The organism is Pseudomonas cannabina, assembly GCF_900100365.1.
Classification (GTDB): domain Bacteria; phylum Pseudomonadota; class Gammaproteobacteria; order Pseudomonadales; family Pseudomonadaceae; genus Aquipseudomonas; species Aquipseudomonas cannabina.
The window spans coordinates 2,920,827-2,943,646 of the sequence record NZ_FNKU01000001.1; the positions used below are offsets into that span (position 1 = coordinate 2,920,827).

Annotated in this window: 20 protein-coding genes, 4 tRNA genes and 1 pseudogene; 8 read left to right on the forward strand and 17 right to left on the reverse strand. The window is 58.5% G+C overall.

The window, feature by feature from the left end:
* Positions 1-5: 5 nt before the first annotated feature.
* Positions 6-914, reverse strand: a complete 909-nt coding sequence (locus tag BLT55_RS13710) for a LysR family transcriptional regulator (protein ID WP_055001591.1) — start codon at positions 912-914, stop codon at positions 6-8.
* Positions 915-1,042: 128 nt separating this feature from the next.
* Between BLT55_RS13710 and BLT55_RS13715 the strand changes: the two genes are divergently transcribed.
* The 3 genes from BLT55_RS13715 to BLT55_RS13725 all read left to right on the forward strand — a co-directional run bounded on the left by BLT55_RS13715 (position 1,043) and on the right by BLT55_RS13725 (position 3,915).
* Positions 1,043-2,473, forward strand: a complete 1,431-nt coding sequence (locus BLT55_RS13715; protein WP_055001590.1) for a mechanosensitive ion channel family protein — start codon at positions 1,043-1,045, stop codon at positions 2,471-2,473.
* Positions 2,474-2,614: 141 nt separating this feature from the next.
* Complete coding sequence (locus BLT55_RS13720) at positions 2,615-3,337, forward strand: pirin family protein (protein WP_055001589.1); 723 nt, start codon at positions 2,615-2,617, stop codon at positions 3,335-3,337.
* Positions 3,338-3,558: 221 nt separating this feature from the next.
* Positions 3,559-3,915 carry a cupin domain-containing protein gene (locus tag BLT55_RS13725; RefSeq protein WP_310886917.1) on the forward strand — a complete coding sequence of 119 codons (357 nt, stop codon included), beginning with the start codon at positions 3,559-3,561 and terminating at the stop codon, positions 3,913-3,915.
* Positions 3,916-4,008: 93 nt separating this feature from the next.
* Here BLT55_RS13725 and BLT55_RS13730 read toward each other — a convergent pair.
* The 4 genes from BLT55_RS13730 to BLT55_RS13745 form a co-directional block, all read right to left on the reverse strand.
* Positions 4,009-4,084 (reverse strand) — tRNA-Gly (locus BLT55_RS13730).
* Between the two features lie 4 nt (positions 4,085-4,088).
* Positions 4,089-4,164, reverse strand: a tRNA-Glu gene (locus BLT55_RS13735).
* A 100-nt stretch (positions 4,165-4,264) separates the two neighbouring features.
* Positions 4,265-4,340: transfer RNA gene (locus BLT55_RS13740), tRNA-Gly, on the reverse strand.
* 2 nt (positions 4,341-4,342) lie between these two features.
* Positions 4,343-4,418: transfer RNA gene (locus BLT55_RS13745), tRNA-Glu, on the reverse strand.
* A gap of 326 nt (positions 4,419-4,744) precedes the next feature.
* Between BLT55_RS13745 and BLT55_RS13750 the strand changes: the two genes are divergently transcribed.
* Positions 4,745-5,503: a hypothetical protein gene (locus BLT55_RS13750; protein ID WP_055001587.1), complete on the forward strand. Its 759-nt coding sequence runs from the start codon at positions 4,745-4,747 to the stop codon at positions 5,501-5,503.
* A 50-nt stretch (positions 5,504-5,553) separates the two neighbouring features.
* On the opposite strand, the gene BLT55_RS13755 is transcribed toward BLT55_RS13750, so the two are convergent.
* Both BLT55_RS13755 and BLT55_RS13760 read right to left on the reverse strand, forming a co-directional pair.
* Positions 5,554-6,036, reverse strand: a complete 483-nt coding sequence (locus BLT55_RS13755) for a GAF domain-containing protein (protein WP_007251404.1) — start codon at positions 6,034-6,036, stop codon at positions 5,554-5,556.
* Positions 6,033-6,923, reverse strand: a complete 891-nt coding sequence (locus tag BLT55_RS13760) for an ATP-binding protein (RefSeq protein WP_054079645.1) — start codon at positions 6,921-6,923, stop codon at positions 6,033-6,035. Before BLT55_RS13760 ends, BLT55_RS13755 begins: the two co-directional genes overlap by 4 nt.
* Positions 6,924-7,012: 89 nt before the next feature.
* Between BLT55_RS13760 and BLT55_RS13765 the strand changes: the two genes are divergently transcribed.
* Positions 7,013-9,364, forward strand: a complete 2,352-nt coding sequence (locus tag BLT55_RS13765) for a hybrid sensor histidine kinase/response regulator (protein ID WP_055001586.1) — start codon at positions 7,013-7,015, stop codon at positions 9,362-9,364.
* Positions 9,365-9,370: 6 nt separating this feature from the next.
* Here the strand turns inward: BLT55_RS13765 and BLT55_RS13770 are convergent, their stop codons facing one another.
* Together BLT55_RS13770 and msrB are read right to left on the reverse strand one after the other, a co-directional pair.
* Positions 9,371-9,856: a glutathione peroxidase gene (locus BLT55_RS13770; RefSeq protein WP_055001585.1), complete on the reverse strand. Its 486-nt coding sequence runs from the start codon at positions 9,854-9,856 to the stop codon at positions 9,371-9,373.
* Between the two features lie 111 nt (positions 9,857-9,967).
* The gene (gene msrB, locus BLT55_RS13775) at positions 9,968-10,363 is read right to left on the reverse strand and encodes a peptide-methionine (R)-S-oxide reductase MsrB (RefSeq protein ID WP_007251408.1); all 396 of its coding nucleotides are present in this window, start codon (positions 10,361-10,363) and stop codon (positions 9,968-9,970) included.
* Positions 10,364-10,550: 187 nt separating this feature from the next.
* On the opposite strand from msrB, the gene BLT55_RS13780 reads away from it, so the two are divergent.
* The 3 genes from BLT55_RS13780 (at position 10,551) to BLT55_RS13790 (ending at position 13,999) form a co-directional block, all read left to right on the forward strand.
* Positions 10,551-11,762 carry a pyridoxal phosphate-dependent aminotransferase gene (locus BLT55_RS13780; RefSeq protein WP_007251409.1) on the forward strand — a complete coding sequence of 404 codons (1,212 nt, stop codon included), beginning with the start codon at positions 10,551-10,553 and terminating at the stop codon, positions 11,760-11,762.
* A gap of 266 nt (positions 11,763-12,028) precedes the next feature.
* On the forward strand, positions 12,029-12,916 hold the full coding sequence (htpX, locus tag BLT55_RS13785; protein WP_007251410.1) for a protease HtpX: 888 nt from the start codon (positions 12,029-12,031) through the stop codon (positions 12,914-12,916).
* A 315-nt stretch (positions 12,917-13,231) separates the two neighbouring features.
* Positions 13,232-13,999 carry a DODA-type extradiol aromatic ring-opening family dioxygenase gene (locus tag BLT55_RS13790; RefSeq protein ID WP_055001584.1) on the forward strand — a complete coding sequence of 256 codons (768 nt, stop codon included), beginning with the start codon at positions 13,232-13,234 and terminating at the stop codon, positions 13,997-13,999.
* A gap of 12 nt (positions 14,000-14,011) precedes the next feature.
* Here the strand turns inward: BLT55_RS13790 and BLT55_RS13795 are convergent, their stop codons facing one another.
* The 8 genes and pseudogenes from BLT55_RS13795 to BLT55_RS13835 form a co-directional block, all read right to left on the reverse strand.
* A complete protein-coding gene (locus tag BLT55_RS13795) occupies positions 14,012-14,683 on the reverse strand; it encodes a type II secretion system protein GspK (RefSeq protein WP_050775048.1) in 672 nt (223 codons plus the stop codon).
* Positions 14,684-14,742: 59 nt separating this feature from the next.
* On the reverse strand, positions 14,743-15,138 hold the full coding sequence (locus tag BLT55_RS13800) for a type II secretion system protein (protein WP_055001583.1): 396 nt from the start codon (positions 15,136-15,138) through the stop codon (positions 14,743-14,745).
* Between the two features lie 80 nt (positions 15,139-15,218).
* Positions 15,219-17,519 (reverse strand): annotated as a pseudogene (locus BLT55_RS13805) (TonB-dependent receptor).
* Between the two features lie 99 nt (positions 17,520-17,618).
* The gene (locus BLT55_RS13810; protein ID WP_055001582.1) at positions 17,619-18,023 is read right to left on the reverse strand and encodes an ExbD/TolR family protein; all 405 of its coding nucleotides are present in this window, start codon (positions 18,021-18,023) and stop codon (positions 17,619-17,621) included.
* Position 18,024: 1 nt separating this feature from the next.
* Positions 18,025-18,711, reverse strand: coding sequence for a MotA/TolQ/ExbB proton channel family protein (locus tag BLT55_RS13815; RefSeq protein WP_007251415.1), 687 nt, complete (start codon positions 18,709-18,711; stop codon positions 18,025-18,027).
* A gap of 9 nt (positions 18,712-18,720) precedes the next feature.
* Positions 18,721-19,428: an energy transducer TonB gene (locus tag BLT55_RS13820; protein WP_082438202.1), complete on the reverse strand. Its 708-nt coding sequence runs from the start codon at positions 19,426-19,428 to the stop codon at positions 18,721-18,723.
* A 582-nt stretch (positions 19,429-20,010) separates the two neighbouring features.
* Positions 20,011-21,147, reverse strand: a complete 1,137-nt coding sequence (locus BLT55_RS13830) for a glycerophosphodiester phosphodiesterase (protein WP_007251417.1) — start codon at positions 21,145-21,147, stop codon at positions 20,011-20,013.
* Between the two features lie 90 nt (positions 21,148-21,237).
* A complete protein-coding gene (locus tag BLT55_RS13835) occupies positions 21,238-22,395 on the reverse strand; it encodes a hypothetical protein (protein ID WP_055000274.1) in 1,158 nt (385 codons plus the stop codon).
* Positions 22,396-22,820 lie beyond the last annotated feature (425 nt).

The window sequence follows — 22,820 nt, forward strand, 5'->3', positions numbered from 1 at the left end:
ACCGGTCACCCCTGGCGGTCATCCAGCCGGACAGCCGAATCCAGACGCTCGCGCAGAAATTCGATGAACACTTGCACCAGCCGTGACGCCTGGCGGTGTTGCGGGTACACCGCCGACAGCGTCAACGGCTCGGGCCGCCGGTCGTCCAGCACGCGGACCAGACTGCCGTCGCGCAGGGCTGCTCCGACGATGAACGTCGGCAGGTAGGTGATTCCCAGCCCGGCGACTGCGGCATCTCTGAGCAACTCGCCGTTATTGACCCGCATTCGCCCGCTGACACTCAGGCTCGACACTTTACCCGCGCCCTGAAAACGCCACTGCACCTGACGGCTGTGACCATAGGGCAGGCAATCGTGCTGGTGCAGGTCGTCAGGCGTTTGCGGCGTACCGCGCGCGGCGAGATAGCCTGGGCTGGCGCAATAGACCCGATCGATTGAAGCGATACGGCGCGCGATCAGGCTGGAATCTTCCAGCACACCGATGCGCAGCGCCAGATCGTAGCCCTCGCTGATCACGTCCACCGGCCGGTCGCTCAGGTCGACTTCCACCGCGACGTCCCGGTAGCGCTGCAAGAACTGCGGCAGCAGGCAGCCCAGATGAGCAACGGCAAACGATAACGGCGCGCTCAGACGCAACATGCCACGCGGTTCACTGCTCTGCCCGGTAATGCCCTGCTCGACCTGTTCGACTTCGGCCAGCAGGCGCAAGGCCGATTCGTAATAGCTCTGGCCCAGCGGGGTGACATCCAGACGCCGCGTCGAGCGGTTGAGCAAACGCACACCCAGCCGTTCCTCCAGCTGCATCAGACGACGACTGACGAACTGCTTGGACAGCCCGAGTTTGTCGGACGCCGCTGTGAAGCTGCCGGATTCCATGACCTGGCAAAAAATACGCATGTCTTCAAAAGGGTTCATGATCGCGACCGGCTGACAATTAAAGGCTTTATAGCGTTTTTTGAAATATCTGACACAGTATCAATGCGAGCGACTGGCAGACGCCAGTTGTCAGGCCATTACCGTCTTCTCAAACCCAGGAGCTGTCGATGTCACTGTTGTCGAGCCATCCTCTCGTGTGGGGCGCAGTGTTGTTGCTGGCAGACGCAGCGGCCTGGCATGCCACGCCGACACGGCTACAGATCATTCGCGTCGCAGTGCGTCTGGCGCTGTTTCTGGCGTTCAGCACGGTGATCACCAACGCCGGGATCAGCCCGCTACAGGCGCCGTCTTGGCCGGATGACAGCGTTATGCAATTGGGCAACACAGCGTTGGCGATTGCCTGGTGGATGTATGCCGCGCGGGTGCTCACCGGGCTGATAGGCCTGGCCCTGATGCCGCGCCTCGGGCGCCAGGGCGGGCACCTGTTACAGGACGTGATCGGCGCATTGATATTCTTGATTGGCGTGGTGGCGGCCGCAGGTTATGTGCTGGAACTGCCCGTCCGAGGCTTGCTGGTGACCTCGGGCGCGGTCGCGATCATCGTCGGCCTGGCCTTGCAAAGCACGTTGAGCGACGTGTTTTCCGGGATTGTGCTGAACACCACAAAGCCTTATCGGGTTGACGACTGGGTGTCGATCGATGGCGTCGAGGGAAAAGTGGTGGACATCGACTGGCGAGCCACGCATCTGCTGACGGCCTCTGGAAGCACCGCCGTTGTGCCCAACTCGGTCGCCGCCAAAGCCAAGATCGTCAACCTTAGCCGCCCGGCTCATATGTACGGCGTGTCGATCAGCATTCAGGTGCCCAACCATATCCGCCCGCGACGAGTGCTCGACGCACTTGATCGAGCCCTGCAAGGCTGCGCCAGCCTGCTGCCGACGCCAGCGCCGAAAGCGCTGCTTCAGGCGTCTGGAGAAACCATGTGCGAATACGTGGCCAGCGGATTCATTGCCGACCTGACCACTAAAAGCGAAGCGCGCAACCAACTGTTCGACCTGGCCTATCGGCATCTGGAAGCTGCGAACATTATCCGCCAGCCCGAATCGAATGGCGCGCCTTTTTCCAGGGCGCGTGCGTTGCTCGAAGACATGAAAGTATTTGGCTCGCTGAGCTCGGAAGAGCGCGATCATCTGGCGCAGAACATGAGCGCGCAACGCTACTCGGCCGGGCAAGTGTTACTGGATCTTGATGCAATGCCCGACGGCCTGTTGGTGATCGCTGCGGGTGTGATCAGCGTCGTAATCGCCGACGGCGAACGACGCATCGAAGCGGGCCGCATGGGGCCGGGCGAGATTCTGGGCGAACAGGGCATTCTTGATAACACCCCCTCGCAAGCATGCTTTACCGCACTGACGTCCAGCCTCGTCTACCGCATCGAAAAAAATCTGGCCCGTGATTGCCTGGCCCAGTCCACCCAGGTCAACACGGCGCTGCACAAGCTTCTGGCATTGCGCCAGAAAAATGCTGAATCGACCTTGTTGGCCCGGACGCCTCAAGTGAAGAAAGGCGGATTTCTCGGCTGGCTGCAAAATCGCTGAATAGCCACCTCACACTGTCAACCACAGCGAGACAGTGATTCATCTCCCAGCTACTTATTGCACCGCTGGATAACCAGTAATCTTGATCTCACTTGATCGATTGCTGAATGTGCAGCGTCGATATCCGATGGAGAAAGAATCATGCTGACTCTTCGCAAAGCTTCCGATCGCGGCGCAGCAGATCATGGCTGGCTGAAATCCTTTCATACCTTTTCCTTTGCCAGCTACCGCAATCCGCAGGAACAGGGCTTTTCCGATCTGCTGGTCATCAATGACGACCGCGTAACGGCCGGTAAAGGGTTTGGCCAGCACCCGCACCGCGACATGGAAATCTTTTCCTACGTGCTCGAAGGCGCGCTGGAACACAAGGACACACTGGGCACCGGCTCGGTGATACGCCCAGGTGACGTGCAGTTGATGAGCGCCGGCAGCGGCGTGGCACACAGCGAGTTCAACCACTCGCAAACCGAAGGCGTGCATTTTCTGCAAATCTGGATTGTGCCGAATGTTGCAGGTGCAGAGCCACGCTATCAGCAGGAGCACTTCAGCGCTGAACAGAAACGCGGTCGCCTGCAGTTGATCATCTCACCTGAAGGTGAAGACGGTTCGCTCAAGGTTCGCCAGGATGCGCGTGTGTACGCCGGTCTGTTCGATGGCGATGAAACCGCCGCGCTTGAGCTGGCCGCCAATCGCTATGCCTACGTGCATGTCGCCCGAGGCAGCGTGGTACTGAATGGCGAGCAACTGGGCGAAGGCGACGGTGTGCGCGTGCGCAGCGAACAGTTGATCAGCCTGAAAGACGGGGTCGACGCAGAAGTGCTGGTGTTTGACATGCGCCCCAATGAAAGGCCGCAGATGCCCTGATGCATAGCAATGGCATCAGGAAAACTTAGCGTTTCTTTCACTTGATCGGTGCTACGGCCTGATCCACGCTCCGTCGAACCGCCCTTGCTCGCGGCCCTGAACCGGCCGCGAGCATCCTGGCTGTTTGATCGGACATCAGGTGAGGAGAAAACATGCGCCCTGATCAATAACGTGATTGTGTTCTTCTGAAGCCCGCCCGTACCTCTCACGGCAAGCAAGGGCTGGATTATCAAGTCGGTATTTCAGCCCAAAGCGCAGGCGCTCGTCATATTCACATGCAGTTGCTGACGATCCCGCCCGGCGGCAAAGGCAAGGCACACAAGCATCAGGAACATGAAACCGCTATTTATGCACTGAGCGGGGCTACTGGGTGCTGGTATGGGGAGTCACTGGAAAAACATGCTGTCGTAGAAGAAGGCGACTTCTTCTACATCCCGGCAGGCATGCCGCACGTGCCCTACAACCGCAGCAACATGCATGCAGCCACAGCTCTGGTTGCGCGCACCGATCCTGATGAGCAGGAAAGCGTGACCTTGCTACCGGCGCTCGACGAGGTATTAGCTTCCAGGCAGAGCTGAGCAGACTGCTCAGCGGGGACAATCTTGCTGGTGCATGCTCTTCAAAACGCACAAACAAAAACGCCGCTATAGTGAGCGGCGTTTTTGTGAATATGGAGCGGGAAACGAGACTCGAACTCGCGACCCCGACCTTGGCAAGGTCGTGCTCTACCAACTGAGCTATTCCCGCAAAATGGCGTCCCCTAGGGGACTCGAACCCCTGTTACCGCCGTGAAAGGGCGGTGTCCTAGGCCACTAGACGAAGGGGACACTGCCTGAAACACCATGGTGTGTGTTTCAGTTCCAGACACCATCCGGGGATGTGTACTGGTTTCACTCAACCCTGCCCGAAAGCAACGCTGCTTAAAAATGGAGCGGGAAACGAGACTCGAACTCGCGACCCCGACCTTGGCAAGGTCGTGCTCTACCAACTGAGCTATTCCCGCAATGGCGTCCCCTAGGGGACTCGAACCCCTGTTACCGCCGTGAAAGGGCGGTGTCCTAGGCCACTAGACGAAGGGGACACACGTACAACATTCACTGCTTATTTGCGCTAGGCTGTGTGCTTTACGCTGTAAGTGGCGCGCATTTTATGGATGGTTTGAGGGGTCGTCAACCCCATTCTGAAAATTTATTGAAATCAATAACTTCGCTGCCGTTCAGACGCTGACCAACCTCAGCCGACCGCCTGCGTGCCTGAGCAATATCGTTCAGTTGCCTGATCAGCCCTCATCTATATAGGAGAGATGCCGACAAACTCCGAAAGGGACATCTATGCGCAGTAGTGCTTAGCCACTACACTCGCATTAAAACTAATTGCACAAATGAGGTTTGCACAGTGACTCCACTCATGATCACGCTGATGGTAGTAGCAGGCATCGCACTGCTCATCGCGATCGGCTACCTGAATCACGTCGCTGAAAACGGCAAACTGGAAAAGGCCCGCACCAAGGTTGAACTGAGTGATCGACTGCGTCGCTGCAGCGAGATCACCGAGGTCTTCCCGGGTCAATTGATGTCGCCAGCGTTGAAGCTGCTGTTGGCGCGCCTGGAGCTCAACGTTGTGCAGCGCATGCTGAACATGGAAAAAGGCAACGCTCAGCTCAAACACCGCATCGGCGAACTGGAAGAGCAGATTGCCAAAGGTGAAGGCATCGAAATACCCAACCCGGTCACGCCGATTCAGACCGAAGCCAAGGCCAAGGACGTTCGTTTTCTGCTCGAAGCCCTGCACGGTCAGGTCACGCGGGCTGCGCATGACGGTTTTCTGCAGACCAGCGAAGCCAAGCACTGGATCCGTGAAATCCGCACCATTCTGGTCAACCTGCACATCGAGTTCTTCAACAATCTTGGTCAGACTGCGCTCGCTCAGGATCAGCCAGGTCAGGCGCGTCTGGCGTTCGAGCGCGGCGTGCAGTACTTGCGCAATCAGCCGGACCCGGTCACCTATCAGCAGCAACTGCTGGCCATGGAAAAGCAACTGGCCCGCGCCAACTCGGTGGTCTTGACCAACACTGCGCCGACCGAAGACGACGACAACGCGTTGACCGAAGGCCTGAAACAGGACGACACCGAGTCGGAATGGAAGAAGAAAGTCATCTACGATTGATGACCGCCCCGCCGCTGCCCGCTCATTGAAACGGGCAGCGACCGACCGGCTCAGCAGTCGGTCGAAGCCAGAAAGATAGCGGCCAGACGCTCGATCCCTACCTGATCCTCTTCCTTGAAACGCCCCACGCTCGGACTGTCCAGGTCCAGCACGCCGATCAGACGCCCGTCCTTGACCAGCGGCACCACCAACTCACTGTTCGATGCGCTGTCGCACGCGATGTGTCCGGGAAATTCGTGCACGTCCTGAACACGCTGGGTTTGCCGACTTTGCGCTGCAGCCCCGCAGACACCGCGACCAAAGGGAATGCGTACGCAGGCGATCTGCCCCTGAAACGGCCCGAGCACCAGTTCTTCGTTGCGATTGAGGTAAAACCCCGCCCAGTTCAAATCCTCGATCTGGGTGTACAGGAACGCCGAAAACTGTGCAGCATTGGCGATAAAGTCGCGCTCATCGGCGAGCAGAGCCTCAAGTTGCGCCGCCAGCAGGCCATAACCATCCAGTCCGCTGCCGGTGTTTTGCAAATCAATCATGTGTGTTGCTCCAACAATTCAAGTCCTACCCAATAACGCGCAAATTGATAAGCACAGCGGCCATTGCGATTGCCCCGCGCGGTGGCCCAGCGAATCGCGGCCTTTTCCAGTTGTTCGTCGCGCTGCCACTGCAACCCGGCCTTGTGCGCCAGTTGGGTGATCCAGTGTTCGACCACATTCAGGTAGTGGTCCTGCGTGAACGGATAGAACGACAGCCACAGGCCGAACCGGTCGGACAGGGCAATCTTGTCTTCCACCGCTTCACTGGGGTGCAATTCGCCGTCAACGTGCGCCCAGTTGGCGTTGTCGCTTTCCTTTTCGGGCACCAGATGGCGGCGATTGGAGGTCGCATACAGCAGCACATTGTCCGGCGCTTGCTCCAGCGAGCCGTCGAGCACGCTTTTCAGCACCCGATAATCGCCTTCGCCCGACTCGAACGACAAGTCGTCACAGAACAGCACGAAACGCTGCGGCAGCTTTTGCAGTTGCTCGACCACGCGGGGCAAGTCACCCAGGTGATCACGCTCGATTTCTATCAGGCGCAGACCTGCCGGGGCGTACTCGGCCAGCAGTGCGCGGATCAACGAGGACTTGCCCGTGCCGCGCGAACCCCAGAGCAACGCGTGGTTGGCTGGCAGCCCTTCAATGAACTGGCGAGTGTTGCGGCCTAGCTGGTCGCGCTGAAGGTCGACGCCGATCAGATCGGTCAGGCGCGTCTCCAGACTGACCTGCAGCGGCAGCAGATAGCCACTGCGCCCCTCGCGCACCCAACGGGCGGCAAGCACCTGCGTCCACTCGACCGGCTCGCGTATGGCGGGCAGCAGAGGCTCCAGACGGGCCAGCACCGCATCGGCGCGTTGCAGAAAAGCATCCAACCGAGAGTCCACGGGATCTCCTTATATTTAACTGATTGGTCACCGATGCCGATCAGCTATGCTTGGCCGGCACAGTGCACCCGAAGTGGCAGTAGGTATTCATGGATATTTCGCTCAAAAACAGGCTTTCGTTCAAACAAGCGCGCCTGGCCGTGTTGATCGGCTTCGCGCTTGGGACCTTGCTGAGCTTTGCGCAGATTGCGCTTGATTATGCCAGCGAAGACGCCTCCATCAATCGCGAAATCAAATCCCTGCTGGAAATCACCCAGAATCCTGCCTCGCGTATCGCCTATAACATTGACGCTGAGCTGGCTCAGGAACTGACCCTCGGGCTGCTGCACTCCCCTGCCGTGGTCAGTGCGAGGCTGACTGACAACAATGACACGGTGCTCGCCAGTGTTGAACGACCGATGGCCACCGGCCGTTATCGGATGTTCAGTGACTGGCTGTTCGGGGAAAGCCGACAGTTTCAGGAAAAGCTGCACCTTGACCATCTGCCGGACGAAACCATCGGCACACTGTACCTGACCGTCGACACCTTCGCGTTCGGCAGCCACTTCCTGCAACGCGCGGAAATAACGCTGCTCAACGGCTTCGTGCGCAGCCTGGCGCTGGCGGGAATTCTGACCATTCTGTTCTACGCGACGCTCACCAAACCGCTGGTCCGGGTGATCCGGGAACTGAGCAGCCGCGATCCGCGCAGCCCGGATCAGGCCAGGATCAACTGCCCGCCACACCATGAACAGGATGAAATCGGTGTGCTGGTCGCCACGTTCAATCGTCAGATCGAGACCATGAGCGCCGAGTTTTCCAGGCGGCGCGCGGCCGAAGACCGCCTGACCGATCACCTGAATCAGCTGGAAAACATCGTCTCGGCACGCACCAATGAACTCAAGGCCAGCAACATGCGCCTGCGCCAGTCCAACGAAGAACTGCAGATCGCGCGCAGTACTGCACTGGACATGGCTCACGCGCGCTCGGCATTTCTGGCGCACATGAGCCATGAAATCCGCACCCCGCTCAACGGCCTGCTGGGCATGCTGGCCCTGTCGCTGGACAGCCCGCTCGGGGCCGAGCAACGCCAGCAACTGATGATCGCCCATGATTCGGGCAAAGTGCTGGTGGAACTGCTCAACGATATTCTCGACATGTCCAAGTTCGACGCTGGCCATCTGGAGATCGAACGCATCCCGTTCGACCTCGGCGCGCTGATCGAGGACACCGCCAACCTGTTGTCGCAGAACGCCGCGCCGAGTGTGGAGCTGACCTGCCTGATCGCGCCGGACTTCCCGGCGCTGGTCACCGGCGACCCGACCCGGGTCCGGCAGATCGTCAGCAACCTGCTGTCCAACGCGCTCAAGTTCACCCGCTTCGGCCGGGTGGACGTGCGCCTGACACACCATCTGGATTCCACCAGCGGGGAAAACCGGGTGCGCATCGAAGTGCGTGACACAGGAATCGGCATCGCGCAGGACGCTCAGGCAAAAATATTCCAGCCCTTCACCCAGGCGGAAGCAGCCATCACCCGCCAGTACGGCGGCACCGGGCTGGGGCTGGCGCTGACCAACAACCTGTGTGAAGCCATGAACGGCCAGTTGAGCATTCAGTCGCAGTCCGGTTTTGGCAGCCAGTTCTGCGCCGAACTGCCCTTGCCGATCAACCTGCCCGCGGTCGCCCAGACGCCGCTCAAGGGCCGGGTGACGGTGATCAGTTCCGCAGGCAGCAGTCTGGTGGAACTGCTCGGCAACCTGCTTCCCTTCTGGGGCGTGGACCTCAAACGACGCAGCATCGATGACCGTCCGGACGATCTGGACCTCGACAGCGGCCCGGACCTGGTGATTACCGACTGCCCCGAGTGCCTGTTCGCGATCCGGCCGACCACGCCCGTGCCGATTCTGCTGGTCACCGCTTACGGCAATTTCATGCCCGCCGAGCAGGTCGCCGCCCTCGCACCGCTGCAGCAGCAAGCCCGGCCGCTGGCGCGTAACGCGCTCTACCACACCTTGCGACGGGTTCTGAATCAGGAAGAGCCAGGCTCACGCGACCCGATGGCCCTCGAACACGCGACGCAACATCAGGCGCGCGTGCTGCTGGTGGAAGATAATCCGGTCAATCAACTGGTGGCCAAGGGCATTCTCGGCAAACTCGGCTGTGAAGTGGTGATCAGCAGCCATGGCGGTGAGGCGCTGGAGCAACTGGAACACAGCCACTTCGATCTGGTACTGATGGACTGCAATATGCCGGTCATGGACGGTTACGAGGCCAGTCGGCAGATCCGCAGCAGCGGTCGCTGGCCGAACCTGCCGATTGTCGCGCTGACCGCCAACGCCATGCCCGACGAACGCGAGCGCTGCAAAGCGGCGGGCATGAACGATTATCTGGCCAAGCCATTCAGGCGTGCCGAACTGGTCAGTATTCTCGATCAGTGGATTCCGCTCACCGAGGAGCGCTGAAAGCACTTAGCGCAGCAGCGCTTCGATTTCGCCAGTCAACTCTTCCGGCTTGGTCAACGGGGCAAAACGCTTGACCAGTTTGCCGTCCTTGCCGATCAGGAATTTGGTGAAGTTCCACTTGATCCGCTCCGTGCCCAGCAAGCCCGGCGCCTGCTGCTTGAGCTTGACGAACAGCAGGTGGGCCTGATCGCCGTTGACATCGATCTTCTTGAACAGTGGAAAGCTGACGCCATAGTTCAACTCGCAAAAACCGGAAATCGCGCCATCATCGCCCGGCTCCTGTTTGCCAAACTGATTGCAGGGAAAACCAAGCACCACAAGCCCCTGATCCTTGTAGTCCTGCCAGAGTTTTTCCAGCCCCTTGTATTGCGGAGTAAAGCCGCATTTGCTCGCCGTATTGACCACCAGCACTGCTTTGCCCGCGAAATCGGCGAGGGTTTTCTGTTCGCCTTTGATCGTGGTGACGGGGATGCTCAGCAGGTTTTCGCTCATGTACAAATGCCTCGGGGCTGTGACGGTGTCAGGACGCTTGACGTTAGCGTGCAATTGAACAGCACGCACGCCGATTTCCGGAATTGATACCGCTGAATAAACGCGTGCGCGTTATCCGCGAGGCTCCAGCGTCAGGCACACCGAATTGATGCAGTAACGCAGACCGGTCGGTGGCGGACCGTCGGGAAACACATGCCCCAGGTGCGCATCACATTTGGCGCAGACCACTTCGGTACGAATCATGCCGTGACTGACATCGCGCACTTCGACCACCGCGCTGCCTTCCAGTGGCGCATAGAAACTCGGCCAGCCGCAGCCGGAATCGAACTTGGTGGTGGAATCGAACAGAGCCTCATTGCAGCAGATGCAGTGATAGACGCCGTCTGTTTTTGTGCTGTTGTACTTGCCGGAAAACGGCCGCTCGGTGCCTTTCAGGCGGCAAACGTTGTATTGCTCGGGGTCGAGCATCTGCTTCCACTCTTCGAGCGTTTTCTGCAACTTGTCCACAGGTACACCTCCGAATCGGAAAAAGCCCGATCTGTATCTTTTCCGCAGATCGGGTGGCACGTATGATTGCGCCAGGTCAGACGTCAGTCTGGCACCCGCGTTTGTCGCACACAAACCCATTTTCATGGCGTGTGTGCCGCGACCCTCGTTGCAAGCCGGCAACCGCTCCACTTTCGGGATCATCACCATGCAGTTCAGCAAATCGAACAAGCTCGCAAACGTCTGCTACGACATTCGCGGGCCAGTGCTCAAGCACGCCAAACGACTGGAAGAGGAAGGTCATCGCATCCTCAAGCTGAACATCGGCAACCCGGCACCGTTTGGTTTCGAAGCGCCGGACGAAATTCTCCAGGATGTGATCCGCAACCTGCCGACCGCGCAGGGTTACAGTGACTCCAAAGGGCTGTTCAGCGCTCGCAAGGCGGTCATGCAGTATTACCAGCAGAAGCAGGTCGAAGGTGTCGGCATTGAAGACATCTACTTGGGCAACGGCGTTTCCGAACTGATCGTGATGTCGATGCAGGCGCTGCTCAACAACGGCGATGAAGTGCTGGTGCCAGCGCCCGACTATCCGCTGTGGACCGCCGCCGTGGCCTTGTCCGGTGGCAACCCGGTGCATTACCTGTGTGACGAGCAGGCCAACTGGTGGCCCGACCTGGAAGACATCAAGGCCAAAATCACCCCGAACACCAAGGCCATGGTGATCATCAACCCGAACAACCCGACCGGCGCGGTGTATTCGCGGGAAGTCTTGCTGGGCATGCTGGAACTGGCCCGCCAGCACAATCTGGTGGTGTTCTCCGACGAAATCTACGACAAGATTCTTTACGACGACGCCGTGCACATCTGCACAGCCTCACTGGCACCGGACCTGCTGTGCCTGACCTTCAACGGCCTGTCGAAATCGTATCGGGTCGCGGGCTTCCGCTCCGGCTGGATCGCCATTTCCGGGCCCAAGCACAACGCGCAGAGCTACATCGAAGGCATCGACATTCTGGCCAATATGCGCCTGTGCGCCAACGTACCCAGCCAGCACGCGATCCAGACCGCGCTGGGCGGCTATCAGAGCATCAACGACCTGATCCTGCCGCCAGGCCGCCTGCTGGAGCAGCGCAACCGCACCTGGGAACTGCTCAACGACATTCCCGGCGTCAGCTGTGTGAAACCGATGGGTGCGCTGTACGCGTTTCCGCGTATCGACCCGAAAGTCTGCCCGATCCTCAACGACGAGAAGTTCGTGCTTGACCTGCTGCTCTCGGAAAAACTGTTGGTGGTACAAGGCACGGCGTTCAACTGGCCCTACCCTGACCACTTCCGCGTAGTGACCCTGCCACGCGTTGACGAACTGGAGCAGGCCATCGGCCGGATCGGTAACTTCCTCAAGGGTTATCGTCAGTAAGAAACCCGGGGGTTGATTGCTTCGCCTCTGCCCCGGCCTGTTCGGGGCAGTTTATTTCAGCCCCGCCTCAATCGCCCGAGCCAGCGCCTCACAGGCCTTCAGGGGCCGGACACCTTGGCTCAGCTGCCGTTCAGCTTGCCGGTATTACCATCGATTACGTCAAGACGACACAGTTTGAAATAGTCCCTGTGTTGAATAGCAGCGGTCACCACCTTATATACCCGGCATCGAGTTACATATTTATACCTGAGGAGAACGTTTCGACCATGATGCGCATTTTGCTGTTTTTGGCCACTAACCTTGCGGTCGTGCTGATTGCCAGCATCACCTTGAGCCTTTTTGGCTTCAATGGGTTCATGGCGGCCAACGGGGTTGATCTGAACCTCAATCAGCTGCTGGTTTTCTGCGCTGTGTTCGGTTTCGCGGGCTCGCTGATTTCGCTGTTCATCTCCAAGTGGATGGCGAAGATGAGCACCGGTACTCAGATCATTACCCAGCCCCGTACTCGTCATGAGCAATGGCTGCTGCAGACCGTTGAACAATTGTCCCGCGATGCAGGCATCAAGATGCCGGAAGTCGGTATCTTTCCGGCCTACGAGGCCAACGCGTTCGCCACGGGCTGGAACAAGAACGATGCACTGGTTGCGGTCAGCCAGGGCTTGCTGGAGCGTTTTTCGCCGGATGAGGTGAAAGCCGTACTGGCGCACGAAATCGGCCACGTTGCCAACGGTGACATGGTCACGCTGGCGCTGGTGCAGGGTGTGGTGAACACCTTCGTGATGTTCTTTGCCCGCATCATCGGCAACTTTGTCGACAAGGTGATCTTCAAGAGCGAGAACGGTCAGGGGATCGCCTACTACATCACGACGATCTTTGCAGAACTGGTACTGGGCTTTCTGGCGAGCGCTATCGTCATGTGGTTCTCGCGCAAGCGTGAATTCCGCGCTGACGATGCCGGTGCCCGTCTGGCGGGTACCGATGCGATGATCGGCGCGCTGCAACGCCTGCGTTCCGAACAGGGCGTACCGGTGAACATGCCTGATAGCCTGACGGCGTTTGGTATCAACTCCGGTCTCAAGAAAGGCCTTGCGGGCCTGTTCATGAGCCACCCGCCGCTGGAACAACGCATCGAAGCGCTGCGCCGTCGCGGTTGATCATGCCAGCAAGCGGGGGCTGACGTTCGCCCCCGCGCTCTTGTTACCCCGCGCTTTTATTAATGGCTCCGCCCATGCTGCGCGCGCAGCGTTGTGCATAAATCTTATGGAACGACCGGGGCGGCGATCCGCATTGCTCTCCTGACTCTTCAAGACCTGTGTATAACGATGCACGCCACGCATGGCGCGAAAGCCTCACTTACCGACCCAAACCATCTGAAAAATCGATCAGAAAGCGCCACAACTTATATTGGATCTAGATCATGAGAATGACTGACTATGGGTCATTCTCATTAGCCTGGAGCCTACATCCAGATGTTCCCTAGCCTTTTTATTTCCCACGGTTCCCCCACGCTGGCGCTGGAGCCTGGCGAGAGTGGGCCAGCCTTGACGCAGCTTGCGGCCAGCTTGCCGAAGCCTCGCGCGATTGTGATGGTATCGGCCCACTGGGAAAGCCACGAGCTTGTCGTCAACGGCAACCCTCAGCCGGAAACCTGGCATGACTTCGGCGGATTTTCGCCTGAGCTATTCGCTATTCAGTACCCCGCGCCAGGGCTGCCGGAACTGACCCGGACGGTGGTCGAGCTCCTGGCTGCCAGCGACCTGCCTGCGCGTATCGCCAGCAGACGCCCTTTTGACCACGGCGTCTGGGTGCCGCTGTCGTTGATGTACCCGCAGGCTGACATTCCGGTGGTGCAGATTTCACTGCCCGGTCGCCAGGGGCCGGAACTGCAAACGCGGGTTGGCCGGGCGCTGGCGGGTTTGCGTGCGCAAGGTGTGTTGATGATCGGCTCTGGCAGCATTACCCATAACCTGCGCGATCTGGACTGGAACGCCGGGCCGGAAAGCGCCGAGCCTTGGGCTGCCGCGTTTCGCGACTGGATGATCGACAAGCTGCGACACGACGATGAAGCCGCCCTGCACCGCTACCGCAGTCTCGCCCCGCATGCCGTGCGTGCACATCCAAGTGACGAGCATCTGCTGCCGCTGTATTTCGCGCGTGGCGCAGGTGGCACGTTCCGTATTGCTTATCAGGGCTTCACCCTGGGCGCACTCGGGATGGACATCTATAGGTTCGATTGACGCTGACAACGCTCAGTTCTCCCAGCGTAAAACCTCATAAGCCTTTTCTCCTCCCTGCGCGGGGGTCAGCAACACCGTTACCTGCAAACGGGCGGTATACCCCCCTGGCATGAGTGCCCTGCTGTCGATCACGACGACGTCACCCGGGTCTCCAGCAGACGCACCCGGTCGAGGCAAATCCAGTGCAGCGCGCATCAAAGGGCTGGCGAACGCCGGGTCCGGTCGGTCAAACCCGCTCCACAAGGTGATTTCAGGCAGCAGCCTGCGGTAAAGCGTCTGGGTCATACCTGGCAACTGCTGCACTTCTTCCAGCAGCCGAAACGGCGACTGGCCGTTATTTCTTCGTGCTTCGAGTTCGCCGGCAATCTCGCTGGCCTGAGCCTGAGTAGCACCGCAAGCGACCGCAAGGCGGGAAAAATCTTCAGGTTCGGCGTTGTTCAGGTAGAGCTTTCCATTCTCGCTGTGCAGGCTGATGTACAACGGTATGTCATTGAAGGTCAGGGGGATTTCACGTCCATCGGCCGCCCACTTCTTGCGTTGCCCAGGGTCAGCCAGGGCCTGAACCGCCAACTCGACGCCCGCTTCGGCAGCCAGCAGTCCCTGAGTGTGTTGACGCAGGAGCAAGGCCTGACGACTTTCCAGCTGGACCCAGCCGGCCAGCGAACCCAGCAACAGGCTGAGCATGGCCAGCACCCACAACACGAGCAGTAATGCGACCCCTCGTTGCCCTTGGGATGCGCCGTTCACAGGCGTCCCGTGTCAGCGGCGGCGCGAAGCCTCAAGGTGCTGAATAGAGCCTGGTGACGAGCGTCGCTGACGCTCAAGTCCAGACGAAACAAACGCGGGCGACCAGGACGTGTCGGTTGTTGGGCGATGCTCAGTTCCCAGTTGATACCTTCGCCCATACTGCCGCGGCGTACTCCGCTGACCAGCGGCCCGATGGTTTGCTCATCCAACACACTCATGGCTGCCTGACTCAGACGGTCGCTCTCGTTTACCTGCGAGAGGGAGCGCGCGCTCTGGCCGAAGGCGACCAGCAATACCGTGCTGCACAGGGCCATGAGGGTCAATGCGGCGAGCATTTCCAGTAGCGTGAAACCACACTGACCTTGTGCAGGCTTACAGTGGCGACGCATCATCCGCTTGAATCCTCGCCAGACTGATCGACAGCACCGCATCAGCCACGCTAATGCAGGCTCGTGATGCTACGTTGTTGCGATTACAGACGAACCCCCAGCGTGACGAAAGCGGTGCGCGGGTTGCACACTTGAAGGATCTGCAGGTTGCCAGCCGAATCGCTCGCTGCACTGGCGTCGGTATTCAGGGTCGAGATGTAACGTTTATCAAACAGGTTCACCACGTTCAGCGATACGGTCGTGTCCTTCACTACGCCCAACTTGCCGAAGTCGTAGCCCAGCGTGGTGTTGCCCAGCCAATACCCTTCAACGCTCGAATCATTGGTGTAGGTGTAATAACGCTTGCTCATGTAACTCCCCTGTAGCCCGGCATTCCATTGTTGCCAGTGCCAGTCCAGACTGCTGGAATACATCAGCTTGGGGGTATCGACCACGGTTTTGCCTTTGACGTGCACTTGACTGGTGCCACTCTGATAATCGTCGTCGTAAGTACTGCGGTTATAGGAAGCGGAGTTCGACCAGCGCCAGTTTTCATCGGGCGTCAGCGCGAAGGTGACTTCAAGGCCTCGACTGGTGACCGATCCGACGTTGGCCACGCTGTTCTGACAGATCACGATACCGGTGCAATTGGTGATCGCTACAAGGCGATTGTCGAATTTGGTGTTGTAGACCGCAGCCGACGTCGAATACAGCGGCGTGCTGCGGCGCACCCCCACTTCAACGGTTTTTGAGGTTTCCGGCTTGAGGTCCTTGAACCCGCCTGCCGCATCGACCGCTACCTAGGTGGTAAAGAAAGGGCCGTATCCGCCACTGGGGAATGCGGCGACGTTCTCGGAATAGGAGGTGAAAACCTCGTCTTGTTCATCGAGTTTATAGGTAGCGCCCAACTGCGGCAGAAAACGATCCCGCGCTTCCAGCGAGCCACTGGCATACCCGCCGCCCTTGCCTTCCGCCGTCGAGGTGGTAACCGTATTCTTGGCGCCGAACTCCAGTTTCAAGCGGTCGTCAAGCAAGGTGTAGCTGTCGCGCAGGTAGAACTGTCGGGTCAGGTCGTTGTAATCCTGCGCAAGAATGGTTGCCACCCGCGGCAAACCGTCGGTTCTCACAATGTGATTTTGCGGCGCAGTGCCTGTCGGGTCGTACAGGTAGCGGGATACGTCGTTCTTGTTGGACTGAATCCAGAACCCGCCCTGTATTTCATGCTGGCCAAGGAAGTACGTCAGCGACGTCTGAAAACCCGTGCGGTTGATGCCGTAAACCGTGCTGCGAATGGAGTTGGTGGGCACGGTGGTGCTGCCACTGGTGTAGACGAACGGATAGTAAGAGTTGCCTCGGCCCAAGTCGTGATGGTGGTAGACCGCCGCGTCCAGCAGCACATCATCGCTGAGTGAAAAGTTACCACTCAGGATGTCCAGTTCATCGTCCCGCAGGCTGCTGCCGTTGTAGGTTGCATCTGCCGCGCGGGTGACACCGCCGGTGAAGATACCGTTGGCAGCGTTGACCGCACGTTTCCAGTCAGGCGTGTAATAACTCCAGTTATAACCCAGACGCTTCAGCATACTGCTCGACATCGCCGGCAAGTTGGCCTCGTTATGCGTGGACGTGCTGTGATAGAAGCTCAGGTGGTTGCTGCCGAAGTCATAAGTTACCTTGGCGTTAAGGGCATTGGACTCCTGAGGATTATCATGGCCCTTCCAGGCATCGGCATCGTACTTCTCCGCGGATATATAAGCCGCCAGACCGTTGTATTCGCCGGTGTCGACGCGCATGTAGGTGCGTGTGGTGTCATAGCTGCCCAGTGTTTGCGACAGCCGCGCGCCGAACTCCTTGTCAGGGTTGGAGCTGGTGAACGCGATGGTGCCACCCAGGTTGCTGTTGGATGCGGTGCCTAGCGCGCCAATGCCGGCCGCGACTTCACTGCTGGCGATGTTTTCCGCGATGATCGCGCGGGTAATGCTCAGGCCGTTGAAGTTGGCGAAGCTCATGTTGCCGAGGGTGACGCCGTCCAGTGTGTAGCCCAGATGGTGCATGTCGAAACCACGCAGGCTGATCCGCTGGCTGCTTTCCTCGCGCCCCAGCGGATCGCCCGATTGAAAGCTGACCCCGGCCAGACGCTGGAGCACTTTCATCGGGTTGGTCGCTGCCGAATACGCCTGAATATCCTTTTCACTCACCCGCTGCACCTGGCGCGTTTCTCCCTGGCCGATCACTGAAACGGTGCCCAGCGTTGTCGCAGTCGCACCTGCTGCGGGTTCCTCCGTCGACGCTGTTTCAACAGCCCCGTCCTGCGCGTGACTGGCCAGGCTTAATGTGTACAGCCCGATCAACAACACCAGGCGTTGGAGATGAAAACGTGAGGCGCGCGCGTTCGATAACGAGATCATGAAAGAATATCCAGGACGTAATGAGGCGACAGGTTGTGGCCCTGTTTTAGCTGGCCGGGCTTGCTTGAATCAGGAACGCTTGAATCAGGGCTGCTTGAATCAGGGGCTTTCGGTGATCACTGACAGGCGTGTGATACCTGACCTCTGCACGTCGGCCAGTACCCGGGCGACATGTCCGTAGTCGGTGACAGTGTCGGCACGCAGGGTCAGTGAGACCTCTGGGTCACGCGCATGCAGGTTCTGCAAAGTGTCGGGCAGCTGCTCTTCAGCCAGGGCGTCGCCGTCGATAAACAACCCGCCTTTGGCGTCGATACTGATGGCGACCGGCTTGGCTTCATCGAGCGGCGCAGTGGCCACCGTCTGCGGCAGGTTCAGGGGTATGGCATTGGTCAACAGCGGCGCCGTCACGATAAACACCACCAACAGCACCAGCATCACGTCCACCAGAGGTGTGATGTTGATGTCACTGATCGCATCGTCGTCATTGCTTGAAGAAAAGGCCATTTCAAGCGACCCCGCTGAGGTTACGGACACCGTCACGCTCGCCTTTCAATCTGAAGGCGTGGCGCTGGGCCCGGTTAAGCAGATCAACCGCGAAGGCGTCCATATCGGCCACCATGAGTTTCAAGCGACGGCCACAAAAGTTGTACGCCAACACTGCGGGCACTGCGACGGCAATGCCGATACCGGTGGCGATCAACGCCTCGCCTATAGGCCCTGCTACCACGGCAATGCTGGCTGACTTGGCCGTGCTGATTGCTTGAAGCGCGTGAATGATCCCGAACACCGTACCGAACAGGCCGATGAAGGGCGCCGTACTGCCGATTGAGGCCAGGACGATCATGCCGCTTTCAAGGCTGCGTCGTTCACAGTGAATCTGTTGGTGCAGGCTGCGCTCCAGCAGCTCCTGACGGCTCCAGCTGTCAACCGGCTCATGACCATCCTGGCTGCTGGAGAGCGCTTTGGTGGTCACTTGCGCAAGACGTGCCAACTGGCTTTTTTGCGGGGCGCTACGCAATGCAGTATCAAAGTCCTGAGCGGCCCAGAATGCCTCGGTATAGCGTTTGTTCTGGCTTTTCAACCTGCCCTGCTGCCACGCCTTGAGCAGCAGAACCGCCCAGGTCGCCAAGGAAAACAGCAGCAGAATGCCCATGGAGCTTTGCTGAATCAGAGTTGAGTAATCGATAGTCATGATGGAGCCTCAAGGCGCGAGTGTGAAGGCAAGCGGAACGTTGACCCAGCCATCGACCGGGGTATCGCCACGCTTGGCAGGAGTGAATGACCATTGCCGGACAGCGGCCTTGGCCGCATCGTCGAGGGCCGGAAAACCGCTGGACTGAGCGACTTCGACCTGATCAGGATGGCCGCTGGCCAGAACGTGCACACGCAACAGCGTGGTGCCTTGCTGACGGCGTTTGGCGGCTGCGGGTGGGTAAACCGGTGGCGGATTGTTCAAGTATCCCGCACGGCCAATGGGCGCAGTGGTGCGTGGCTCGCTGCTGGGAGGCGCAGCCGCCGCTTGTGGTGGTTGTGGTTGTGCTGAAGGCTTGGCGGCGGCCTGCGGTGCATCCGCAGCTGCTTTCTCGACAATTGCAGGCTTGGCCTGTGGCTTGGCAGGCTGCTGATGGGGGGCCGCGGGCTTGGGTTTCGCTGCGGCGGCCACGGGTTTGGGAGGCTCCACCGGCATCGCAGGCGGAAATGGCGGCGCTTGTTCAACCGGAGGCGTTGCGGCGGCGGGTGCTGACGGCGTGGGCGGTTTTGGCGCAGCGACCATCTGCATGGCGATCGGCATCGGCTGAGTGACGGATTGTAACGGCTGCGCAGGCGCACTGTTGCGTAACCATAAAAAACCTGCCGCATGCAGGCTCAACACGATAAGGCATGCCAGCGCAATGTAACCAGCGCCCATACGCGGTACCGCTACAGAGGGTAATGGCGCGGCCGGAACATCGAACCTGGATATCGGCAGTGTCTGCAGCGGCGCCTGTTCGCGAAACAGTAGGGGTGGACGACGGGATGAAAGTAACGCAGGCATAACATCACCAGTTCAGGGCGGAACATCAAAGAATGTGCCGCTTTTAAAAGTTGGGCGATGCTACTATGGGCAATATGTACGTAATGTGACGAACAAGAAACTTGCTCCTAAGGAGCCGCTGATTTATTCGATTTTTCGTCCCTGCAACGCTCTGGAGGCCTTGATTTATCAGGGGGCAACAGCTGTGCTTTAGAATAAATCAGCGTCTCCCTAAGTTTCATGTTTGAGTGGTTAGTGTATCGACAACATGACGCTTCCAGCGTCGAATAATGATCGGCCATCTTTTTAAACAGGGGCGACTGCATGATAATTTCATGCTGGTTTTATGACAGCCCATTAGTGAGCTAGCTAATTAAAACTCCTGCATTGAAGTATAAAATACTGCGCTTGGCCGGGCGCTTTATCAGTGCCCGGCCAACGCAGTAAAGGTCTAGACGATGAGCAACTATGCGGCTGTCAGTTTGAAATCAGCGCCGTATTACGCCGATTATCATTCCTCAACGCCGTGATGGCGGTGAGAGGATCATCCGTGATGATGTATCGAAAACTTGCCCCTGCGGTATTCATCAGCCAGTTGAGGCTGGTCCGGTTGTCCCCTGTCTCCTGTCCATTGCCACGCTGAGACTTCCAGAGCCAGTATTTCGGTTCTGTACAGCAATGGCCGTCGGCGGAAAAGAAACTGTAGAACTTGGTTTCAGGCACGGGTTGATAGGCGCCCATCGTCTTTACCTGATGCTGTGTCGTTCTCATGCCGTAGTACGTGTTCATGATGTTGTTCAGCGGAAACCTCAGCGTGCTGTCGTACTCCTTGAGGCGAACTTCAGTCGCATACACGTAGTTTTTGCCAAAGTAGCTTTCCCAGTTGCGCAGTGCATTTTCTCTCGTGCCACTGGTGTCAATGAAATCGGCGCCAAAGACCGGTATCAGGCGGAAGCGGCCTGCTTCACTCTGCACGTTCATGATGCCCTTGGACTCGAAACCGGCCGGGGTGACACCAATCGAGCTTACCGGCATCTTGAAATACACCCATTTCTCAGCGGGTGTTCCCCACCAGTTGGTATGGTTTTTCACGCTTTGCCAGGCTTTTTTCGCCGCCTCGATATTCTTCACATCCAGCAAAAGGATCATGGCAATCTTGTCATTCTTGATGGTATCCAGAATGGCGTCGAAGCTTGGCAAGGTCTGATTGCTGAAGCCGTTCAGCGAAGGATTGCGAAGTGACAGGCCCAGGGTATTGCCAAAGTAATTAGACAGGCTGGGGTTGTAGCCGATTCGGCTATAAGGGTCATATTCACCTGCGCGTCCGGTGGTGAAAACGTTGGTGGTTCGACCCAGATTGCTGTCATGTATGACAACAACTCTGCCAGCACTGTCCAGTTGCAAATCGATTTCCGAACACTCAATTCCTGCACTGGCGGCCTGCCTGATAGCCGCAATCGAGTTTTCCGGTACATTGCGTAGCCAGTCCTGGTGGGAGTTGGTACCTATGGCGGTGCCGTGCAGACCCCGATGAGCACAGACGATCGTCAGATCATTGTGCGCATGCATGAGGACGTCACCGATCTTGTCGGTGTTGTACTCTGCAAAGGCCATGCAGGGCGTAATCAGCAGTGCACTTGCGCATGTTAAAACCCATCTCGGTATACGTAACATAAGCTTAATCCCCTTCAAGTGAGCCTTACGTCAGTCGGGCAGTGCCGATGGCAGGTCTTTACCTGTCATCGCTTCCACATACACAGAGGGTGGTGCGGGAGGTGGTTGCGTGGGAGATCGCAGAACGCCGGTGTCCGGGTCGTAGGAAAAAACCTCCACGACGTCATCGATACGGACGCTCAGCCGACCCTTGTGCAGATCGTCATGGACGTTGATGGTGCGTTTGGTGCCAGTTGTGCAGGTGATGCTGGCGCCACTTGCAAAACCCGATTCTTCGGCCCTGGCGGGCTCGATCACGCACATAGCCCCATCCGGGCGACTGATCTGCAAGAAGCCCTCGGGGGTGATGCGATGGGTATACACAGCAAGACCATCAGGCCCGACAGTGGTAAATGAAGCCCCCCGCTCGAAGCGCCTTTCTGGGGTATCGGAGCCTTTCACGCCAACAATGTTATGCGTCAGCAAACCGTCGGTGCCGATGTAGTAATGGGCGATTTGCGTACCCGTATTGGCCGGCCAGCGCAGGTGCATGTGCACGTGAGGTGGCGCGTCCAGGTGGCCATGGGGGGCGTTGGTGTCGAACCCCATGATCTGAATGTTGCCCAGCCCGCGGCGCTGCACGTGAACACCAAGCTCCAGGTCGCGTACAACTTCCCGCTGCGCAAACTCGAGTACGTTCGCAGCAGCACGCTGGACAGCAGGATCGGGTTGCTGCGCATAAAGACCCGCGTAGCGCACGGGATCAGCATGTTCAAGGCGCAGGACCATGCCTGGCTCAACAATGTGCGTCGACACTTCGGCGGCCGTTATCGCGTCAGCTGTCAGCGGAGCAAGTGCCACAATCAACCGATCGTCTTCGAGCCTGAACGGAATGTCGCCGCTCTCCAGAATGACCCGGGTAACATTCTCTACCGCGCCGCTGAAGGCCAGTTCGAGGGAGCGCGAGCGCGGCACTTTCAACGCAATGACCGTTTCGCGAACATTGTCGGCGTTCCAGTACGCATCAGTGACAGGCGCGCAGTCAGGGCAACTGGCCGGATCGAAGCGTATGACAGGACCACCTGCCCGTTTCACGAACTTGATGACTGCGACGACGGTTGTTTCAACGGGCGGCTTCGCGCCACTTGCCGCGCAACTCGCGGCCAGTATCGCGCTCATCGCCAGCGCAATGGTCCATTGCGTGGTCATGGGTGCGAACTGCGTAACAGGTCAAGTTTCTTTAAGAGAGTCGCGCTTGTCATCTGTAGTACCTATCCGTGTCGGCCGGGAAGTAACCGTCGGGTGGCGTACATTCAAGGGCACGATTGCCAGACCAGACAGATCACTTGGATGTTATGCGTCTACACCGCTCGAGGCCTAAATTTCCAGGCCGAAACAGGCTCATAACAGTCCCTGACCTACACCAACAGCAGTTGGCGAAGCGCTATTGAACTTCATTCACCGGAAATACTTCCTTACATTTACGCGGACAGTACGGTGCCCATATGACAGTCTGAGGACATCAACGCACCTTAGTCAGTTTCTTCATAAATGGACGGTACTGGCATGAAATCATGACTGACATCCAGTGGCGGCGAACATCGCTCTTGCTGCGTCAACGGGAGATGGCTTAG